Origin of the sequence: Pedococcus ginsenosidimutans (genome assembly GCF_039544395.1) — a bacterium.
In the GTDB taxonomy this organism is placed as follows: domain Bacteria; phylum Actinomycetota; class Actinomycetes; order Actinomycetales; family Dermatophilaceae; genus Pedococcus; species Pedococcus ginsenosidimutans.
This window is the reverse complement of the sequence record NZ_BAABLO010000004.1, coordinates 158,073-177,138: the sequence shown is the minus strand read 5'-3', so window position 1 is coordinate 177,138 and position 19,066 is coordinate 158,073. Positions and strand designations below refer to the sequence as shown.

The 19,066-nt window shown below is 71.3% G+C and carries 20 protein-coding genes; 11 read left to right on the top strand and 9 right to left on the bottom strand.

The annotated features are described in order from the left end of the window. Positions 1 to 154 precede the first annotated feature (154 nt). Together ABEA42_RS05645 and ABEA42_RS05640 are read left to right on the top strand one after the other, a co-directional pair. Positions 155 to 1,261 carry an alpha/beta hydrolase gene (locus tag ABEA42_RS05645; protein WP_345501734.1) on the top strand — a complete coding sequence of 369 codons (1,107 nt, stop codon included), beginning with the start codon at positions 155 to 157 and terminating at the stop codon, positions 1,259 to 1,261. Between the two features lie 41 nt (positions 1,262 to 1,302). Then, positions 1,303 to 2,082 (top strand): maleylpyruvate isomerase N-terminal domain-containing protein, encoded by a 780-nt coding sequence (locus tag ABEA42_RS05640; protein WP_345501732.1) that lies wholly within the window; start codon positions 1,303 to 1,305, stop codon positions 2,080 to 2,082. A gap of 10 nt (positions 2,083 to 2,092) precedes the next feature. On the opposite strand, the gene ABEA42_RS05635 is transcribed toward ABEA42_RS05640, so the two are convergent. Further along, positions 2,093 to 2,314: a hypothetical protein gene (locus ABEA42_RS05635; RefSeq protein ID WP_344190265.1), complete on the bottom strand. Its 222-nt coding sequence runs from the start codon at positions 2,312 to 2,314 to the stop codon at positions 2,093 to 2,095. Positions 2,315 to 2,578: 264 nt separating this feature from the next. On the opposite strand from ABEA42_RS05635, the gene ABEA42_RS05630 reads away from it, so the two are divergent. Together ABEA42_RS05630 and ABEA42_RS05625 are read left to right on the top strand one after the other, a co-directional pair. Further along, entirely contained in the window at positions 2,579 to 3,745 is a 1,167-nt protein-coding gene (locus ABEA42_RS05630) for a glycerate kinase family protein (protein WP_345501729.1), read from the top strand. A 104-nt stretch (positions 3,746 to 3,849) separates the two neighbouring features. Further along, on the top strand, positions 3,850 to 4,239 hold the full coding sequence (locus ABEA42_RS05625) for a HesB/IscA family protein (protein ID WP_056883931.1): 390 nt from the start codon (positions 3,850 to 3,852) through the stop codon (positions 4,237 to 4,239). 112 nt (positions 4,240 to 4,351) lie between these two features. Here the strand turns inward: ABEA42_RS05625 and ABEA42_RS05620 are convergent, their stop codons facing one another. Then, positions 4,352 to 5,077: a flavodoxin family protein gene (locus ABEA42_RS05620; protein WP_345501728.1), complete on the bottom strand. Its 726-nt coding sequence runs from the start codon at positions 5,075 to 5,077 to the stop codon at positions 4,352 to 4,354. 118 nt (positions 5,078 to 5,195) lie between these two features. On the opposite strand from ABEA42_RS05620, the gene ABEA42_RS05615 reads away from it, so the two are divergent. Together ABEA42_RS05615 and aat are read left to right on the top strand one after the other, a co-directional pair. Further along, a complete protein-coding gene (locus ABEA42_RS05615) occupies positions 5,196 to 6,182 on the top strand; it encodes a carbohydrate kinase family protein (RefSeq protein WP_345501727.1) in 987 nt (328 codons plus the stop codon). A gap of 4 nt (positions 6,183 to 6,186) precedes the next feature. Further along, complete coding sequence (aat, locus tag ABEA42_RS05610; protein ID WP_425571993.1) at positions 6,187 to 6,867, top strand: leucyl/phenylalanyl-tRNA--protein transferase; 681 nt, start codon at positions 6,187 to 6,189, stop codon at positions 6,865 to 6,867. Here the strand turns inward: aat and ABEA42_RS05605 are convergent. Next, a complete protein-coding gene (locus ABEA42_RS05605) occupies positions 6,857 to 7,171 on the bottom strand; it encodes a sulfurtransferase TusA family protein (protein WP_345501726.1) in 315 nt (104 codons plus the stop codon). The genes aat and ABEA42_RS05605 overlap by 11 nt on opposite strands. Beyond that, positions 7,168 to 8,424: an aminotransferase class V-fold PLP-dependent enzyme gene (locus tag ABEA42_RS05600; protein WP_345501725.1), complete on the bottom strand. Its 1,257-nt coding sequence runs from the start codon at positions 8,422 to 8,424 to the stop codon at positions 7,168 to 7,170. Before ABEA42_RS05600 ends, ABEA42_RS05605 begins: the two co-directional genes overlap by 4 nt. A 96-nt stretch (positions 8,425 to 8,520) precedes the next feature. Between ABEA42_RS05600 and ctaC the strand changes: the two genes are divergently transcribed. From ctaC to ABEA42_RS05575, 5 genes are all read left to right on the top strand, one after another. Further along, complete coding sequence (gene ctaC, locus ABEA42_RS05595) at positions 8,521 to 9,417, top strand: aa3-type cytochrome oxidase subunit II (RefSeq protein WP_425571992.1); 897 nt, start codon at positions 8,521 to 8,523, stop codon at positions 9,415 to 9,417. Continuing rightward, entirely contained in the window at positions 9,417 to 11,216 is a 1,800-nt protein-coding gene (ctaD, locus tag ABEA42_RS05590) for an aa3-type cytochrome oxidase subunit I (protein WP_345501724.1), read from the top strand. Before ctaC ends, ctaD begins: the two co-directional genes overlap by 1 nt. A gap of 2 nt (positions 11,217 to 11,218) precedes the next feature. Then, positions 11,219 to 11,620, top strand: coding sequence for a cytochrome c oxidase subunit 4 (locus ABEA42_RS05585; RefSeq protein ID WP_345501722.1), 402 nt, complete (start codon positions 11,219 to 11,221; stop codon positions 11,618 to 11,620). A 254-nt stretch (positions 11,621 to 11,874) separates the two neighbouring features. Further along, positions 11,875 to 13,110, top strand: coding sequence for a L,D-transpeptidase (locus ABEA42_RS05580; RefSeq protein ID WP_345501720.1), 1,236 nt, complete (start codon positions 11,875 to 11,877; stop codon positions 13,108 to 13,110). After that, positions 13,107 to 14,114 carry an alkaline phosphatase family protein gene (locus ABEA42_RS05575; protein ID WP_345501719.1) on the top strand — a complete coding sequence of 336 codons (1,008 nt, stop codon included), beginning with the start codon at positions 13,107 to 13,109 and terminating at the stop codon, positions 14,112 to 14,114. Before ABEA42_RS05580 ends, ABEA42_RS05575 begins: the two co-directional genes overlap by 4 nt. A 19-nt stretch (positions 14,115 to 14,133) precedes the next feature. On the opposite strand, the gene ABEA42_RS05570 is transcribed toward ABEA42_RS05575, so the two are convergent. From ABEA42_RS05570 to ctaE, 5 genes are all read right to left on the bottom strand, one after another. Further along, positions 14,134 to 14,475, bottom strand: a complete 342-nt coding sequence (locus ABEA42_RS05570; RefSeq protein WP_345502602.1) for a metallopeptidase family protein — start codon at positions 14,473 to 14,475, stop codon at positions 14,134 to 14,136. 119 nt (positions 14,476 to 14,594) lie between these two features. Further along, positions 14,595 to 16,355 (bottom strand): cytochrome bc1 complex cytochrome b subunit, encoded by a 1,761-nt coding sequence (gene qcrB, locus ABEA42_RS05565; protein ID WP_345501718.1) that lies wholly within the window; start codon positions 16,353 to 16,355, stop codon positions 14,595 to 14,597. Beyond that, complete coding sequence (gene qcrA, locus ABEA42_RS05560) at positions 16,352 to 17,446, bottom strand: cytochrome bc1 complex Rieske iron-sulfur subunit (RefSeq protein WP_345501716.1); 1,095 nt, start codon at positions 17,444 to 17,446, stop codon at positions 16,352 to 16,354. The genes qcrB and qcrA overlap by 4 nt, the downstream gene beginning before the upstream one ends. An 85-nt stretch (positions 17,447 to 17,531) precedes the next feature. Beyond that, positions 17,532 to 18,314, bottom strand: coding sequence for a cytochrome bc1 complex diheme cytochrome c subunit (gene qcrC / locus ABEA42_RS05555; RefSeq protein ID WP_345501714.1), 783 nt, complete (start codon positions 18,312 to 18,314; stop codon positions 17,532 to 17,534). Positions 18,315 to 18,375: 61 nt separating this feature from the next. Further along, a complete protein-coding gene (gene ctaE / locus ABEA42_RS05550; RefSeq protein ID WP_425571991.1) occupies positions 18,376 to 19,050 on the bottom strand; it encodes an aa3-type cytochrome oxidase subunit III in 675 nt (224 codons plus the stop codon). Positions 19,051 to 19,066: the final 16 nt, after the last annotated feature.

Sequence of the window (19,066 nt, the reverse complement as noted above, 5' to 3'; positions counted from 1 at the left end):
CCGCGCTGTCGGCCAGCCGTGCGCGGCCTGCGCCGCCTGAGGCGCTCAACAACCGTTCAGGTGTGCCGGCGCACGCTGCCCCCATGCGGGCTCGACGGGTGCGGACGGTGCGTCCGGCAGCGCTTCGGCACGACGGAGCGGCCGGGGGTGCGAGGTGTCCCTGACGTCGACGAGCCTGCTCGTGGTCCTGGGTGCCCTCGTGGTCGGGGTCTTCGCCCTGCTCACGGCAGGTCTGCCCCGCCTGCGGCACCGGTGGGCCGAGACCGGCGCCCGGGGCGGGGCCCTGCTCGTCCTCAACCTCCTCGTGGTCGCGCTCGTCGGCGCCGCGCTCAACGACCACTTCGGCTTCTACGTCAGCTGGTCCGACCTGGCGGGGGCGCAGGCGCCGGTCACCGTGACCCACCACGGCGCCTCGGCCCGGGCCGCGGCCGGCGCCCGGCTCGGGCAGGGGCTGCACCCCGGCACGACGTTCACGGCCCTGCCCGTCAACGGCCAACGGGTCCAGCACCTCACCGTGACCGGCACACACAGCGGGATCCGCGGCCAGCTGTCGATCCTGCTGCCGGCGGGGTACTCGCCGACCTCCACGACCCGGTACCCGGTCATCGAGGCGCTGCACGGCTACCCCGGGACCGTGGACTCGTGGCTCACCGGCATGGACCTGCAGCCCTCGCTGGACGGGCGCGTGGCCGCTCGCGCCATCCGGCCCGCGCTCGTCGTCATGCCCCAGATCAACGTGCCGTACGGCGTCGACGGCGAGTGCGTCAACGGCCCCGCCGGCACCCCGCAGATCGAGACCTGGCTGGCCACCGACGTGCCCGAGTTCGTGGCGAGCCACTTCCACGTGGACACGGCGCGTGGGTCGTGGGCGGTGGCCGGGTACTCCGAGGGCGGCTGGTGCGCGGCGATGCTGGGGCTGCGCCACCCCGACGTGTTCAGCGGTGCCATCGTCTTCAGCGGGGCCTTCATCCCCGAGTTCCCCCGCGCCTACCGTCCCTTCGGCAGCACCCTGCCCGCCGGCTACGACCTGACGCGCCGGATCCGGCACCACCCACCGCCGCTGGCCATGTGGATCCAGTCGAGCAAGAAGGACGGCTACTCCTACCCGCCGACGGCGGCGTTTCTCAAGGTGGTGCACAGCCCCCTGTCGGTGACGACGGACCTGCTCAAGACCGGGGGCCACCGCGAGCAGCTGTGGGCGAGCGAGCTCCCGACGGCGCTCACCTGGCTCGGGCGCAGCCTGCCCGGTTTCACCCCGTGAGGGGCGCTCCGTGCAGCGGCCCGGCACCGTACGCTCGGCCGATGGACGACGCAGCCACGACCACGGCCCTGGAGCGGGTCACGCAGAGCATGGCCGCGACCGTCGCCGCCCTGGACCCCTCGCTGCCCGTGCCGACGTGCCCGGACTGGGACGTCACCACCCTCGTCGACCACCTCGGCCGGGTGCACCTCTGGGCGGAGGCCGCGGTGCGCACCGGCGCCGCCCCGGACCCGTACCCCCGCCGGGACCGCGGCCGTGACCTCGCCGAGTGGTACGCCGCGAGCGCCGCGGCCCTGTGCCGGACCCTCGGCGGGAGGGAGGCGGACGCGCCGGCGTGGAGCTTCTCCGCCGTGCCCGCGCACGCCACCGTCCGGTTCTGGCGACGCCGTCAGCTGCACGAGACGGCCGTCCACCACGTCGACGCCCTGGTGGCTGCCGGCAGCCTCGACCTGTCGGGTCGGGTGACCTCGCTGCCGGTGCTCTCGGCGCAGGAGGCCGCCGACGGCGTGGGGGAGGTACTGGGGGTGTTCGTGCCGAGGATGCTCGTGCGCCGGGCCGACGAGCCGCCGGAGGCCGTCGTCCCCGCGACGGATGCGGTCGCCCTCGCCTGCTCCGACGTCGGTGTCGCGTGGACCCTGCGCCTGCGCGACGGGGTCCCGGTCGTGGACGAGGGGGTCGCCGAGGACGCCGTGGCGACGGTCAGCGGGCCGGCCACGCACCTCTACCTCGCGCTCTGGCACCGGGCCGACCCGGCCCTGCTGGGTGTCGAGGGTGACGTGGACACCGCGAGGCGGCTGCTCGACGCCTCGCTCGTGCCCTGAGGGGGCCGGCCTAGAGGGGGTGGATCTTGGTGCTGTTGAGGGCCACGCTCACGGTGCTCTGGCCGAAGCGGACCTCCATCCGGTCTCCGGTGATCCGCAGGACCGAACCCAGGCCGTGGCGGTCGTGGGTGACCCTGTCGTCGACCGCGAAGTCGTGCAGCTCGGGGGCGGGCTTCGCCTGGAAGGGGCTGTTCTTCAGGACTGGCTTCTTGGCGGGCTGTCGGGGGCGCATTGGTCCAGTCTCCTCCTTTTTGCCGGGGCCTGGGGACCACGGGGTGCGGCGAACTGTCGGTTCGGGGTCCCGGACCCCCTGTCGTCGGGCCTCCACCGGGTCCCGTCCGGCAGCGGCTCGAGCACGCTGACCTGCGGGAACGCCGCCGGGAGCCGGATCGGCACGGCTGCGGGCGGCCGACCGGGAGCGGTCCGTGCGCCCGGGATGTCGGGCCCGGCGGTGGCACCGGACCACCGCCCGTGGCGACGCTGCGACAATGCGCGTGTGCACGTCGTCATCGCCCCGGACTGCTTCACCGGCACCCTCACCGCCCAGCAGGCCGCCCAGGCCATCGCCGACGGCTGGCGACGGACCGCGCCGCAGGACCTGCTGACCCTGCTGCCGCTGTCCGACGGCGGCCCCGGCTTCCTCGACGTGCTGGGCGGGGCGCTCCCGGACGCCCAGACCCTGGCCGTGACCGTCGCCGACCCCCTGGGGCGGGAGGTGCCCGCCGCGGTCCTCGTGGTCGAGGGAGACTCCGGGCGGACGGCGTACGTCGAGTCCGCGCAGTCGGCGGGGCTGCACCTGCTCGACGCCGGTGAGCGCGACCCTGCCCTGACCAGCACGTGGGGGGTGGGGCAGCTGCTCGAGGCTGCGCTCACGACCGGGGCGACACGCATCGTCGTCGGGCTCGGTGGCAGCTCCACCAACGACGGGGGAGCAGGGCTGCTCGCGGCGCTCGGGGTCGGCCGTCCCGCGGACCTCGCCCGGGGTGGGCTCTCGCTCGGCGAGCTCGGCGACGACGCCCTCTCCGGCCTCGACGCCGTCCGCGAGCGATTCGCCCCGGTGGAGCTCGTGCTGGCCAGCGACGTCGAGTCGCCGCTGCTGGGGCTGCAGGGCGCGTCGGCCGTGTTCGCCCCCCAGAAGGGGGCCTCGCCCGAGCTGGCCCAGGCGCTCGAGGGGGCCCTGGGCCGGTACGTCGAGGTGGTGCGGCGCACGCTCCCCGAGACGACCGACCTGCTGACCGGCAAGCCGGTCCGCCTGGACAAGCAGCCGGGTGCCGGCGCCGCGGGCGGGCTCGGCTACGCGCTGTACCTCCTGGGCGGTCGTCGGGTGAGCGGTGTCGGGGAGGTGCTGTCGGCCGTCGGGTTCCGCGACCTGCTGGCCGCCGCCGACCTGGTCGTCACCGGCGAGGGCAGCTTCGACTGGCAGAGCCTGCAGGGCAAGGTCGTCGCGGGGGTCGCCACGGTCGCTCTGGAGACGGCCACCCCGAGCATCGTCATCGCAGGCCAGACGCTCGTCGGACGACGCGAGGCCATGACCCTGGGGCTCTCGGGCACCTACGCCGTGGCCACCTCACGCGAGCAGGTCGAGGCGGCGATGGCCGACCCGGTCGGCACGCTGGCGGCACGCGCCGCCCGCGTCGCGGCCACCTGGTCCCCCCAGCGATAGGCACGACGTACAGTGGTGGGGCGCGGGGGAACAACTCCCGCACACCGCGGGTTGGCACTGATGGTCAGCCGACCCCCGACCACCGACATGAAGGACGCATCACGATGAGTGTTCAGGACCAGACCGCTCCGGCCAGCACCACGGCTCCGGCCGAGGCCGCCGAGACCACCCACGGCGTCCTCCTCTCCGACGTCGCCGCCGCCAAGGTCAAGTCCCTCCTCGAGCAGGAGGGTCGCGACGACCTCCGGCTGCGTGTGGGCGTGCAGCCCGGTGGCTGCTCCGGCCTGATCTACCAGCTCTACTTCGACGAGCGCACCCTCGACGGTGACCTCGTCCGCGACTTCGACGGTGTCGAGGTCGTCGTCGACCGCATGAGCGCCCCCTACCTCGAGGGCGCCAGCATCGACTTCGCCGACACCATCGAGAAGCAGGGCTTCACGATCGACAACCCCAACGCCGGCAGCTCCTGCGCCTGCGGCGACTCCTTCAGCTGAGCCGCCGCGGCACACGCCGTACCCCGAAGGGGCCCCACCGCGTGGTGGGGCCCCTTCGTCGTACCCGGGGTGGCGCGTGGTCAGCGGTACTCGGGGTCAGCGGTACCCGTGGTCAGCGGTACTCGGGGTTGGGGTGCTCGGGGTAGTCGAACCGCGCCCCGGCGTCCCACTCGGTGCGCTGGTTGCCGCCCACCGGGAACCCGCCCGCGGCCTTGAGCATGGCGGCGAGGTGCATGAGGTTCCACGTCATGAAGGTGGTGTTCCGCTGGGTGAACTCGTTCTCCGGGCCGCCGCTGCCGGGGTCGAGGTACGACGGGCCGGGGCCGGCCTCGCCGATCCACCCGGCGTCCGCGCCCGGCGGGATGCTGAACCCGATGTGCTGGAGGCTGTAGAGGATGTTGGACGCGCAGTGCTTGATGCCGTCCTCGTTGCCGGTGATGACCGCCCCGCCGACCTTGCCGTAGTAGACGTACTGCCCGGCGGCGTTGGTCATCGACGACCCGGCGTACAGCCGCTCGATCACCTTCTTGGTCACCGAGGAGTTGTCGCCGAGCCAGATGGGCCCGGCGACGACGAGGATGTCGGCATCGAGGATGCGCGCGAACAGCAGGGGCCACTCGTCGCGCTCCCAGCCGTGCTCGGTCATGTCGAGGTAGACGCCGGTGGCGATGTCGTGGTCGATCGCCCGGACGACGTCCACCTGCACGCCGTGCCTGGTCATGATCGCCGCGCTCGCGTCGATGATGCCCTGGGTGTTGCTCTGCTCCGGGGAGCGCTTGAGGGTGCAGTTGACGAACATGGCGCGCAGCCCGGAGAAGTCGTGCTCGAGGTCGGTCATGGAGTCATGCTGCTCCGGCTGCCGTGGGTCGGCAACGGGCAACCGACGTACGCGGCCGACACCACGGGGCAGCCGTCGGGTGGCGCCCCCGGCGCCGTGACCGGGTAGGTTTCCCGACGTGCAGATAGCCATCACCGGGTCCATCGCCACCGACCACCTCATGACCTTCAAGGGCAGGTTCCGCGACTCCCTGGTCGTCGAGCAGCTCGACAAGGTGTCGTTGTCGTTCCTCGCCGACGACCTCGAGGTCCGCAGGGGAGGCGTGGCCGCCAACATCGCGTTCGGCATGGCCAACCTCGGCCAGCGCCCGATCCTCGTCGGCGCCGTCGGCGAGGACTTCGCCGACTACCGCAGCTGGCTGGAGCGCAACGGCGTCGACTGCGCCTCCGTCCACGTCTCGGACTCCAAGCACACTGCGCGGTTCGTCTGCACCACCGACGAGGACATGGCCCAGATCGCGACCTTCTACGCGGGCGCCATGAGCGAGGCCCGGGCCATCGAGCTCGGCCCCATCGCCGACCGCGTGGGCGGCCTGGACCTCGTGGTCATCGGGGCCAACGACCCCGAGGCGATGCTCCGGCACACCCGCGAGTGCCGTTCGCGGGGGATCCCGTTCGCGGCCGACCCGAGCCAGCAGCTCGCGTTCGCCGACGGGGAGACCATCCGCCAGCTCATCGACGGGGCCGACTACCTGCTCACCAACGAGTACGAGGCCGCCCTGACGTCACAGAAGACCGGGTGGAGCGCGGAGGAGATCGCCGACCGCGTCACCACCCGCGTCACGACCAAGGGCAAGGACGGCGTGACCATCGAGCGCAGGGGCGAGGAGCCCGTCGAGGTGCACGTCGCCCGCGAGGTGCGCCGAGCCGACCCGACCGGCGTGGGCGATGCCTTCCGCGCCGGCTTCCTGACCGGCCTCGCCGCCGACCTCGGCCTGCGGCACGCGGCCGAGCTCGGGTCGATGCTCGCGACCTACGTCATCGAGACCGTGGGCACGCAGGAGTACACCCTCGGCAAGGCGAGCTTCCTGCAGCGCCTCGCCGACGCCTACGGCCAGGCCTCGGCCGACACCATCGAGCCCCACATCGCCTGCGTGGCCCCGTAAGCCCGTGAAGGACCCCATCGAACCGCTCCCGACGTCCTGGGAGTTCGACCTGACGGAGGTCGAGGCCGGGGAGGACCTGGTCGCGGTCGGTGGTGACCTGCGCGCCGGCACCCTGCTGGAGGCCTACCGCAGCGGGGTCTTCCCCATGGGGCTCGGCGAGCACGGCGCGCGGCCCCTGGGCTGGTGGTCGCCGGACCCGCGGGGGGTCCTCCTCCCGGGGGCGGCCCACGCGAGCCGGTCGCTGCGCCGGTCCCTGCGCCACTTCGAGATGCGGGTCGACACGGCCTTCGACGAGGTGCTGGCCGCCTGCGCCGACCCCTCGAGGGAGGGACGCTGGATCACCCCCGAGATCGGCGACGCCTACACCGAGCTCCACGCCCTGGGCTGGGCGCACAGCATCGAGACGTGGCGCGACGGCGAGCTCGTGGGAGGGCTCTACGGCCTCGCCGTGGGGGGCCTGTTCGCGGGGGAGTCGATGTTCCACCGGGCGACGGACGCGTCCAAGGCGGCGGTGCTCGCCATGGCCGGCTTCGTATTCGCCGACGGCGACCCCCGCCGGATGATCGACGTGCAGTGGGCCACCGACCACCTGCGCACCCTGGGGGTCGTCTCGATCCCGCGCGCGGACTACCTCGAGCGGCTCGATGCCGCCCTGGACGCGCCGCCGCCCACCTTCACGCCGTGACCGCACGGGTCGGCGCGTCGCCCACCCTGACCCGGTACGCGGTCCAGCCGGTCCCGTCCGCGCCGGCGCGCGAGCGCGCCCCGAGGTAGTCCTGCCCGCGCATCCGGCACCACGCGGGCACGTCCGCCGCCGCGGCCGGGTCGGTCGCCCAGACCTCCACCACGGTCCCGGGCGCGGCGTCGCGGGCGCGCTGGGCGAGGCGGATGACCGGTACGGGGCACGCGAGGCCACGCGCGTCCACCACCTCGACGTCACGGTCGTCCTGCGCGCCGGAACGGCCCGCGCCGTCGTCGACGTCGCTCACAAGCGGTCGGCCCCCAGCTCGGCCCGGACCGCGGCCACGACGGGCTCGATCTGGGCGGTGAACCCCCGGACGTCCTCGGCGCGGCCGGGGGACACGGCGGCGAGCGGCAGGGTGACGCGCAGGTTGCCGTGGGTCAGCGCCCCCATCGCGGCCAGGACGTGGCTCGGCTCGAGCGTGCTGGACGTGCACGCGGACCCCGAGGCGACGGCGTAGCCGCGGCGGTCGAGCTCGCGCACCAGGGCCTCGCCGTCGGCGTACAGCGCCGAGAACGTGACCACGTGGGGGAGCCGGTCGAGCGGGTCGCCCACCACCTCGACGTCGGGCACCGCCCCAGCCGCCCGGCGCACGAGGTCAACCAGCAGGTGCGCCTCGGTGGCGTCGGCCTGCCGGGTGGCAGCGGTCTGCTGCCACGCCTCCGCCGCGGACAGGGCGAGCGGCACCCAGGGGTGGTGGCCGGAGGGCCCGTTGAGCCCGGCGTCCGGGTCGGCCGGGCCGGGCCGCAGCCACCGGGTGCGCGACGGCACGACGAGCACGCCCACGCCACCCGGGCCGCCCCAGGACGACGCGTCACCGGCGAGGACGTCGTAGTGCTCCGGCGGCGCCACCCGTCCGAGGGAGGCCTGGGCGTCGACGGCGAGGGGGACGCCTGCCGCCCGGCACACCTCGTGGGCCGCTCTGAGGGGCTGCAGGGTGCCGACCTCGCCGTTGGCGTGCTGGAGGAGCGCTGCGACGGTGCCCGGTCGGGAGACGGCGGCGGCCCAGGCCTGCAGGTCCACCCGCCCCAGGTGGTCGACAGCCACCTCGTCCACGAGGTCGCCGTCGCCGCCGAGGGCTGCCGCGTGGCGGGCGGGTACGAGCACCGCGGAGTGCTCCACGGCGGAGGCGACGACGCGGGCTCCCCGGCGGCGGGCCGCATACCTGAGCCCGTCAGCCATCCAGCGGACGGCGGTCGGTCCGTCCGGGGCGAAGGCGACCTCCTCGGGGCGCACCCCCAGGCCCTCGGCCAGCACCGCCCTCGCGTCGTCGAGCAGGCGGCGGGCCACCCGGCCCTCACGGTGCAGCCTGCGGGGGTCCGCCCAGCCGGCGTCGACGGCTGCCGCGAGGGTGTCGCGGGCCACCGGGTGCATGGGCCCCGGGGCGGCGTCCAGGAGCGCGCGAGGGCCCTTGGGGACGGTGCTCGAAGGGGCGCCGGGAGTGGCCGCGTCGGGCGGGACGACGCCGTCGACGGGGCCGTCGGGGGAGGGGTTCGCCACACCCCGACGTTAGCCGCACCCTGCCCGGCCGGGCCGTTCGGGCTGGAGTAGGGTTTGCGCTTGATGGCCCATCACTGTTTCGAAGAAGGTGCACCGTTGCGTCAGCACGACGTCTCTGCGCCGCGCCCTCACCGGCGGCGGTCCGTTAGCAGGAGATCCACCACGGCCCTCGGCCTGGCGGTCGCCGCCCTCGCCCTGTCCGGCTGTGCCGGCAGGGTCCAGGACGGCTTCCTCCCCCGTGCCGCCACCCAGAACGGCGAGCAGGTCACCCGCCTGTGGAACGGCGCCTGGATCGCCGCGCTCGCCGTGGGCGTCCTGGTGTGGGGCCTCATCCTCTGGTGCGTCGTGGCCTACCGCCGCAAGAAGGACGACACCACCCTCCCGGTGCAGCTGCGCTACAACGTGCCGATGGAGATCCTCTACACGGTGGTCCCCGTCTTCATGATCGCGGTGCTCTTCTACTACACCGCCCGTGACGAGGCCACGCTGCTCGACACCTCCAAGCACCCCGACGTCGTGGTCAACGTCGTCGGCAAGAAGTGGAGCTGGGACTTCAACTACGTCAACGAGCAGACCTACGAGACCGGCACCCAGGCCGAGCTCACGGGAGAGCCGGGCGCGGAGAAGAACCTCCCCACCCTCTACCTGCCGGTCAACAAGCGCACCGAGTTCGTGCTGACGGCGCGTGACGTCATCCACTCGTTCTGGGTGCCGGCGTTCCTGCAGAAGCTCGACATGATCCCGGGCCGGGTCAACCGCTTCCAGGTCGTGCCGACCGAGGTCGGTGACTTCAAGGGCAAGTGCGCGGAGCTGTGCGGGGCCTACCACTCCCAGATGCTCTTCAACGTCAAGGTCGTGCCGCAGGCCGAGTACGACGCCCACATCGCGCAGCTGAAGGCGGCCGGCAACACCGGTCAGCTCGACAACAGCCTCAGCTCGAAGAAGATCATGCCCAACCAGCAGGGCATCCTCCAGGACTCAGGGACGAAGTGATGGCAGCCGCAACCGAGTCGACCTCGACCTACTTCCGTTCCACCGAGGCGACGGCAACCCGTCGCCTCACCAAGGGCCAGACGGTCGTGAAGTGGATCACGACGACCGACCACAAGGTCATCGGCAACCTCTACTTCATCACCTCGTTCATCTTCTTCATGTTCGGCGGCGTGCTCGCGCTGCTGATCCGCGCCGAGCTCTTCCAGCCGGGCCTGCAGATCGTCGACAACCCCGAGCAGTACAACCAGCTGTTCACCATGCACGGCACGATCATGCTGCTGCTCTTCGCGACGCCGCTGTTCGCCGGTTTCGCCAACGCGCTCATGCCGATCCAGATCGGGGCGCCTGACGTGGCGTTCCCGCGGCTCAACATGTTCGCCTACTGGCTCTACCTCTTCGGTGGCCTCATCGCCTCGGCCGGCTTCCTCACCCCCTCGGGTGCGGCCTCGTTCGGGTGGTTCGCCTACGCCCCGCTGTCCGACGCCTCGAACAGCCCCGGCCTCGGTGGCGACCTGTGGGTCTTCGGCCTCGCCCTCGGTGGTTTCGGCACGATCCTCGGCGCCGTCAACTTCATCACGACGATCATCTGCATGCGTGCACCCGGCATGACGATGTTCCGGATGCCGATCTTCACCTGGACCATCCTCATCACCTCGCTGCTGGTGCTGATGGCCTTCCCGGTGCTCGCGTCCGCGCTGCTCGCGCTCGGCGCCGACCGCAAGTTCGGTGCCCACGTGTTCGACCCCACCAACGGTGGGCCCATGCTGTGGCAACACCTGTTCTGGTTCTTCGGGCACCCAGAGGTCTACATCATCGCCCTGCCGTTCTTCGGGATCATCTCCGAGATCCTGCCGGTGTTCTCCCGCAAGCCGATCTTCGGCTACAAGACGCTCGTCTTCGCCACCATCGGCATCGCGGCCCTGTCCGTCACCGTCTGGGCGCACCACATGTACGCCACGGGCCAGGTGCTCCTGCCGTTCTTCTCGGTCATGACGATGTTGATCGCGGTGCCCACGGGAGTGAAGTTCTTCAACTGGATCGGCACGATGTGGGGCGGCAAGCTCTCCTTCGAGACGCCGATGCTGTGGGCGATCGGGTTCCTCGTGACGTTCCTGTTCGGCGGCCTGACGGGCATCATCCTGTCCAGCCCCGCCCTGGACTTCCACCTCTCCGACAGCTACTTCGTCGTCGCCCACTTCCACTACGTCGTCTTCGGCACCGTCGTGTTCGCGATGTTCGCCGGGTTCTACTTCTGGTGGCCGAAGTTCACCGGGCGGATGCTCGACGAGACGCTCGGCAAGATCCACTTCTGGATGCTGTTCGTCGGCTTCCACACCACGTTCCTCATCCAGCACGTGCTGGGCGTCGACGGGATGCCCCGCCGCTACGCCGACTACCTGCCCGAGGACGGCTTCACCTGGGAGAACCAGGTGTCGACGTACGGCTCGTTCCTGCTGGCCGCCTCGACGCTGCCCTTCCTCTACAACGTGTGGAAGACCTGGCGCACCGCTCCGCTCGTGGAGACCGGTGACCCGTGGGGCTACGGCGCCTCGCTGGAGTGGGCGACCTCCTGCCCGCCGCCGCGGCACAACTTCGACACCATCCCGCGCATCCGCTCCGAGCGTCCCGCGTTCGACCTGCACCACCCCGAGGCCGCCCCGGGTGGTGGCCTGCAGGCCGACCCCGACACGCTGACCCGGATCATCGGGCCCGCGCAGGTGGGTGAGGGCGAGCACGGACACCGCACCGGTGAGTACGACCAGGACAAGCACCCCCGGTTCCACGAGGAGCGCGACTGACCATGAAGATCGAGTACAAGCTCTTCGTCATCCTCGCTGCGTTCTTCGCACCCGTCGGCCTCGCCTACGGCATCTTCACCCACTGGAAGGAGCCGGTCGGCCCCGCCGGGCTGTTCCTCTCCTCGGGCCTCGGGATGATGGTGGCGTTCTACCTGTGGGCGACCGCGCGTCGTCTGCCGGAGCGCCCCGAGGACAACCCCGGTGGTGAGATCGCCGAGCAGGAGGGCGAGTACGGCTTCTTCAGCCCGCACTCCTGGTGGCCCCTCCCGCTGGCCGCCGGTGCCGCGGTCTGCTTCCTCGGCCTCGCCGTCGGGATGTGGCTGCTGATCATCGGCGCCGTGCTCGGCGCCGTCGCGCTGGTCGGCTGGACGTTCGAGTACTTCAAGGGCCCGCACGCGGTCTGACCCCGCGTCGTCCGACAGGCGTCCTCCCGCAGCGCGGTGGGGGCGCCTGTCGGTGTCTGCGTTCAGGTGCGGCAGCGTACGATGACCGGACGGCCTGCCCGCGGGTGGACCGTCACCGCCAACCTGACGGCGTCCTGCGGCGTCTGTCCGGGTGCGGGTGCTGCCGGTGTGTCTGCCGTGCCGGGCCCACGGTGGACCGAGTACGGGCAGGAGGCGCCGCGCGGCGGCGCTGGGGACACAGGGAGCTTTGAGTGGTGAGTCGTTCACTTCGGACGCGCGGGATGGCCGGCGTCCTCGCCGGGGTCTTCGCCATGGCGCTGGTCGCGGGCTGCCAGGGCGGCGCTGCGAGCCCCGGCACGAGCGCAGCCGGCACCGGTGCGGCGGCCGGGGGCACCCCGTCCTCGTCGTCGAGCTCGACCACGACGTCCGTCCCCGCCGAGCTCGACGTGACCCCTGCCGACCGGGCCACGGGCGTGCGCCCGGATGCCCCCGTCAAGGTCAGGGCGGTCTCCGGGAAGCTGTCGACCGTGCGGGTGACCGACCCCGACGGCAAGGCCGTCGAGGGCAAGCTCGCCCAGGGGGCCTGGACGTCCACGGCCCGGCTGCGGCCCAGCACCGCGTACACCGTCACGGTCTCGGCCGAGGGGGAGGACGGCACGCCGTCGACCACCACCTCGAGCTTCACCACGCTCAAGCCCAAGGTGACCGCCACCTACGGTATCCTCTACGCCGGGCAGACCGTCGGTGTCGGCATGCCGGTCAGCATCCAGTTCGACTCCGCGGTGACCAGCAAGGCGATGCGCGCCGAGGTCGAGAAGCGGGTCACCGTCACCACCTCGCCGAAGCAGGCAGGCGCCTGGGGCTGGCTGGACGACCGCCAGCTCATGTGGCGCCCCGTCACCTACTGGAAGCCCGGGACGACCGTCTCCGTGCGCGCACCGCTCGCCGGCCTGCAGACCGGCCCCGACAAGTGGATAGCGAACGACGACTCGGCAGGCTTCACCGTCGGGTCCATGATGATCTCGACGGTCGACATCAAGGCGCACATGATGACCGTCCGCCGGGACGGCAAGGTCATCAAGGTCATCCCCGTGAGCACCGGACGCCCTGGGAAGCTCACCGAGACCCGCTCGGGCACCAAGGTCATCATCCGCAAGGAGGGTGAGGTGACCATGGACTCGACGACCCTCGGCATCCCCAAGGGCAAGCCCGGTTACTACAAGGAGGTCACCCAGTCCAACCTCCGTGTGACGTGGACGGGGGAGTACCTCCACTCGGCGCCGTGGTCCGTGGCCTCCCAGGGCAACGCCAACGTCAGCCACGGCTGCGTCAACATGTCCCCGGCCAACGCGCAGTGGATGTTCGACGCGTCCAAGGTCGGCGACGTCGTGAAGTTCACCGGGTCCAACCGTCCGTTCCTGCCCACGGAGGGGATCGGCGTGTGGCAGTACACCTACGACGGCTGGAAGGCGCAGAGCGCGCTCTCGTGACCATCCGGGGCACACGGCGGGAGAGCACGCGGACGCGGCGGGCGCGGTCGGTGGCGCTGGGCGTCCTGCTGGCGTCGACGGCCCTGGTGGGAGCCTGCACCTCGGGCACCGTGGCGTATTCGGGGACCACCACGGGCGGAGCGTCCTCCTCCACGTCGTCGACCTCTAGCCCAGGTACGGGTACCGGCACCGGCAGCAGCACGAGCACCGGTGCCACCAGCGCCGCAGCGGGGGTCGACAAGCTGCTGGTCGTGGTGGTCGAGAACCACTCGCTGGCGCAGATGCGGGCCGCGATGCCCTACACGTACGGCCTGGCCCTGCGCTACGGCTACGCCAGCCACTACACGGCGATCCGCCACCCGTCGCTGCCCAACTACGTCGCCATCGCCTCGGGCAGCACCCACGGCATCGCCGACGACGCCCCGCCCTCCGCGCACCCCGTGCCCGGCCCGTCGGTGTTCGGGGCGGCGCTGGCGAAGGGACGCACCGCGGCGGTGTACGTCGAGGGCATGACGAGCCCCTGCGAGCACACCAGCTCGGGGGACTACGCGGTGAAACACAACCCGTGGCCCTACTTCACCGCCGAGGCCGCCCAGTGCGCCCGCCACAACCTGCCGCTGTCGGCGTTCGACGCCGACGTCCGCTCGGGGCACCTGCCGAACGCCGGGATGCTGCTGCCCGACCTGTGCAACGACGCGCACAACTGCCCGCTGGCCACGGCGGACGCCTGGTTCGCGGAGCGGATGAAGCTCATCGAGGCAGGACCGGACTGGCGTGCCGGCCGGCTGGCCGTGGTGCTCACGGCGGACGAGGACGACCACTCCGCAGGCAACCAGGTGCTCACGGTCGTCGCCCACCCGTCCCTGGACCACGTCGTGGTCACCACGCCGCTGACGCACTACTCGCTCACGCGTCTGTACGCCGAGGTGACCGGCACGACCCCGCTCGGTAGCGGAGCGACGGCGCCGTCCATGGCGAAGGCCTTCGGCCTGCGGCTGCGCTGAGCCGGGACGCGAGGGACGTCTAGCCCCAGCCCAGTGCGTGCAGCCTGGCGTCGTCGATGCCGAAGTGGTGGGCGATCTCGTGCACGACCGTGACGGCGATCTCGTCGAGCAGCTCGTCGCGGTCCTCGCACATCCGCGTCAGTGGGCCCCGGAAGATGGTGATGCGGTCGGGGAGCGCGCCGGCCCAGCCGTCGCCGCGCTCGGTCAGCGGCGTGCCGTCGTAGACGCCCAGGAGGTCCGGGTCCTCGGCGGGTGGTTCGTCCTCCACGAGGAAGACGACGTTGTCCAGCAGCGCCATGAGCTCGGCCGGCACCTCGTCCAGGGCGTCGCCGACCGCCTCCTCGAACTCCTGCGTCCCCATCTCGACCACGCACCCAGCCTGCCACGCCCCCCGTACGGGTGGTGGACCCCTGGAACGCCGTGTGCCGCCTGCTCGGGGGAGCAGGCGGCACACGGGAGAGGGAGGGGTCTGCGGGGGCGTCAGGGACGCTTGGGGGGCTCCCTGCGAGCGCTCTCCAGGGCCGGGCGCGAACCCGACTCCTCGTGCGGGGCCTCCTCGATCGCCTCGAGGGCGTGGCCGTCGTGGTGGGCGGCGGCCAGCTCGGCAGGCGTCACCGGGTCGATGCGGTCCTCGAAGTAGAACCGCGACAGGGCGGCGCGGACCTTGTCCTTGCGCGCGGTGGGGGAGACCACCCCGTGCTCGTCGACGCCCGCCGTGAGCTGCAGGGGCTCCTGCTTGTCGTGCTGCACGAGCAGCCAGCGGGTGTACTCGTCGATCGGCTCGTGCTGCTCGAAGAACCGTCCGTCGGCCGTGCGCACGATGCGGCCGGTCTCGCGACCGTGCAGCACCAGGTCGCGGTCACGACGCTGCAGCGACAGGCAGATGCGCTTGGTCACCCAGAACGCGATCGGCGGGGCGACGAAGAACGCCGCACGCAGGATGTGCGTGATGTCGTTGATCGACAGCCCGAGCTTGATCGCCATGAGGTCGTTGCCCGCGGCGAACATGAGCACGCCGTACGCGGTCAGGGCGGCCATGCCGAGCCCGGTGCGCGTCGGGTTGTTACGGGGACGGTCGAGCAGGTGGTGCTCGCGCTCGTCACCAGTCACCCAGCGCTCGAGGAACGGGTAGGCGGCCATGAGCCCGTACATCACGGGGATGAGCAGGATGGCGCCGATCATGACGTTGAAGGAGAACGTGAACCCGAAGGCGTTGAACTCCAGCCAGCCGGGGAGCAGTCGCAGTGCACCGTCGGCGAAGCCCATGTACCAGTCCGGCTGGGAGCCGGCCGTGACCGGGGACGGGTCGTACGGCCCGTACGCCCAGATCGGGTTGATGGTCACCAGGGCCGCGATCAGGGCCAGGACACCGAAGACGATGAAGAAGAACCCACCGGCCTTCGCGGCGTACACCGGCATCACGGGGAAGCCCACGACGTTGTCGTTGGTCTTGCCCGGCCCGGGGAACTGGGTGTGCTTGTGCACGAAGACCAGGCCGATGTGGGCGACGAACAGGCCCACGAGGATCGCCGGGAGCAGCAGCACGTGCACCGAGTACAGGCGCGGGATGATCGCCTCGCCGGGGAAGGGTCCGTCGAACACGAAGTACGACAGGTAGGAGCCGATGACCGGCACCGAGCGCATGAAGCCCTCGGCGGCACGCAGGCCGGTGCCCGACAGCAGGTCGTCGGGGAGGGAGTAGCCGGCGAAGCCCTCGACGAGCGCCAGCATCGACAGGATGCAGCCGATGACCCAGTTGATCTCGCGCGGCTTGCGGAACGCACCGGTGAAGAACACGCGCAGCATGTGCACCGACAGGGCGACGATGAACATCAGGGCGGCCCAGTGGTGGATCTGGCGGATGAGCAGGCCACCGCGGATGTCGAAGGAGATGTCGACCGTCGAGCGGTAGGCCTCGGACATCGTCACGCCACGCAGCGGCAGGTAGGAGCCGTCGTAGACGACCTGCCCGGCGCTCGGCACGAACCAGAAGGTGAGGAACGTGCCCGAGATCAGGCAGATGATCATCGAGTACATGGCGACTTCACCGAGCATGAAGGACCAGTGGTCGGGGAAGACCTTCTTCATGAGGTAGCCGATGGGCTTGGCGGCACCGGTGCGGTCGTCCAGCCAGCCCGCCACGCCACCCACGGCCTTCAGGCCGGCGGCGGGCGGAGCCTCGGTCTTGGGGTCGTCAGCGCGGAGCCGGTCGGCGCCGCGGGAGGTCTGTGTGGTGCTCATGCGTGTCCACGCTCCCAGAAGCTCGGGCCGACAGCCTCGCGGAACGGGGAGTCGGCCACCAGGTAACCCTCGGAATCAACGGTGATCTTGAGCTGCGGCAGCGGTCGCTTGGCCGGGCCGAAGATGACCTTGCAGTCCTGCGTCACGTCGAACGTCGACTGGTGGCAGGGGCACAGCAGGTGGTGCGTCTGCTGCTCGTACAGACCCACGGGGCAGCCCACGTGGGTGCAGATCTTGGAGTAGGCGACGATGCCCTCGTGGCCCCAGTCGCGCTCCTTCTGGGGCTTGATGTCCTCGGGGTTGAGGCGCATGAGCAGGACGGCGGCCTTGGCCTTGTCCTCCAGCACGTGCTCGGAGTCCTTGATCGACTCGGGCAGCACGTGGAACACCGACCCGATGGTGACCTGGTCGGCGCGGATGGGGGTGCGCTCGGGGTCGCGGACCAGCCGGTCGCCCTTCTTCCACATGGTCTTTGACAGCGCGTCCTTCGGGACGGGGCCGAGGCCGGCCGCCAGCGGCACGACGAGCGTCAGGGGCGGCAGCGCGAGCGCACCGAGCAGCGAGTACTTGATGAGCGGCCGGCGACCGAGCTGGGCCTTCTCGCCACCCTGGGTGAGCTCGCTGACCACGCGCTGGCGGTCCTCGTCGCTGGCCCGCTGGGTGTGGCGGTACTCGACCGACTCCGCGTCGGGCATGAGCGTCTTCGCCCAGTGGACCGCGCCGACACCCACGCCGAGCAGGGCGATGGCCATGCAGACGCCGATGACGACGTTGTAGAGGCTGGTCTGGCCGATGCCGGGGATGAACGCCGTGGACTCGCGGTCGATGGCGAAGAACGCGACGACGAACACGACCGTGAACAGGCTGGAGAGACCGAAGAGGGTCGCGACCTGCTTCTCGGCCCGCTTGGCGGCCTTCTCGTCGTGGTCGGCCATGCGGGCGACGTGGGGCGGGAGGCCGGGGTTCTCGAAGCGCTCGGGGAGACCCCCGGTGCCCTCGATGTGACCCTGGTCCAGGCGGACGGCGGAGGCGCCGTAGCCGTCGGAGTCGTGGCTGACGACCTCGCCGTGGGGCGTGCCGTTATCGCTCATCGTGAGATCGGTCCTGTCGCGTCGCAGTCGTGGTTTCCATGGTGCGCCATCGGCGCGCAAGTGGCCATCGGGTGTGACCTGTCCATCACGCGGCCTTCTTCCCCAGCCAGACGGCGAAGGCGACCATGATGCCGAGCCCGAAGACCCAGACGAACAGGCCCTCGGAGACCGGGCCGAGGTTGCCGAGGTTCATGCCGCCGACGTTCTCCTGCTTGTCGACCGCGTGGAGGTAGGCGACGATGTCGTTCTTGGACTCGGGGGAGATGTTGGTGTCGTTGAAGACCGGCATCGACTGGGGCCCGGTGACCATGGCCTCGTAGATGTGCTTGCCCTCGACGTCGCGCAGGCTCGGCGCGTACTTCCCGCGGGTGAGCGCACCGCCGGAGCCGGCGAAGTTGTGGCACATGGCGCAGTTGACGCGGAACAGCTCGGCGCCCTTGGCGACGTCACCGCCCTTGCCGCTGCTGACGTCGGCGTCCGGGACGGCGGGGCCGGGGGCGAGCGAGGCGACGTACGCCGCGAGGGCGGCGATCTCCTTGTCGTCGAACTGCTTGGGCTTCTGCGGCGCCTGCACGTCGGGGGCAGCCATCGGCATGCGGCCGGTGCCCACCTGGAAGTCGACGGCAGCGGCACCCACGCCGGCCAGGGTGGGGCCGGCCTTGGTGCCCTGGGCCTGCAGGCCGTGGCACGTCGCGCAGTTGGCGAGGAAGAGCTTCTTGCCGTCCTGGATCTGGCCGGCGGCGGCCGGAGCCGCGTCTGCCTGCCTCGGGGAGAGGAACGAGTAGGCGACGCCGGTCACGACGAGGCCGAGCAGCAGGAGCAGGGCGATCGCGGCGGAGTGTCGTCTGCGGGCGGCCAGGGCGTTCACGGGGCGGTCCTGTCGGTGGGGGCGGTCAGGGCGGTCGAGCGGGGGCTCACGTCGGGGGGCGTCACTGCAGCAGGTAGATCGTGGCGAACAGGGCGATCCACACGACGTCGACGAAGTGCCAGTAGTAGGAGGTCACGACCGCGCCCGCTGCCTGCGCGTGGCTGTAGTGACGGGTCGTGAACGTGCGGCCGATGATGAGCAGGAAGGCCAGGAGGCCACCGGTCACGTGGAGGGCGTGGAAGCCGGTGGTGAGGTAGAAGACCGAGCCGTAGGCGTCGGAGGAGAGGGTGATGCCCTCGTGCACGAGCTCGGAGTACTCCAGCACCTGACCGGAGACGAAGATCGCGCCGAAGACGTAGGTGAGGACGTACCACTCGCGCATGCCCCACTCCTTGAGGGACAGCAGCCTCGCGGCGCCGCGGTGCGGCTTGCCATGCTCGGCGGCGTGGACGCCGAGCTGGCACCACACCGAGGAGATCACGAGGATGATCGTGTTGACCGTGGCGTAGGGGACGTTGAGGACGTCGGTCTTCACCTTCCACAGGTCGGGCTCGACCGAGCGGATCGTGAAGTACATCGCGAAGAGGCCCGCGAAGAACATCAGCTCGCTGGAGAGCCAGACGATCGTGCCCACCGACACCATGTTGGGTCGGGAGACCGGACCGTGTCCGGGAATGCTCCCGGCGGAGCGGGAGGGTTCGGAGGTCACTGCGGATGCTGTCGCCACGAGCGCCATTATTGCCCATTCCCCG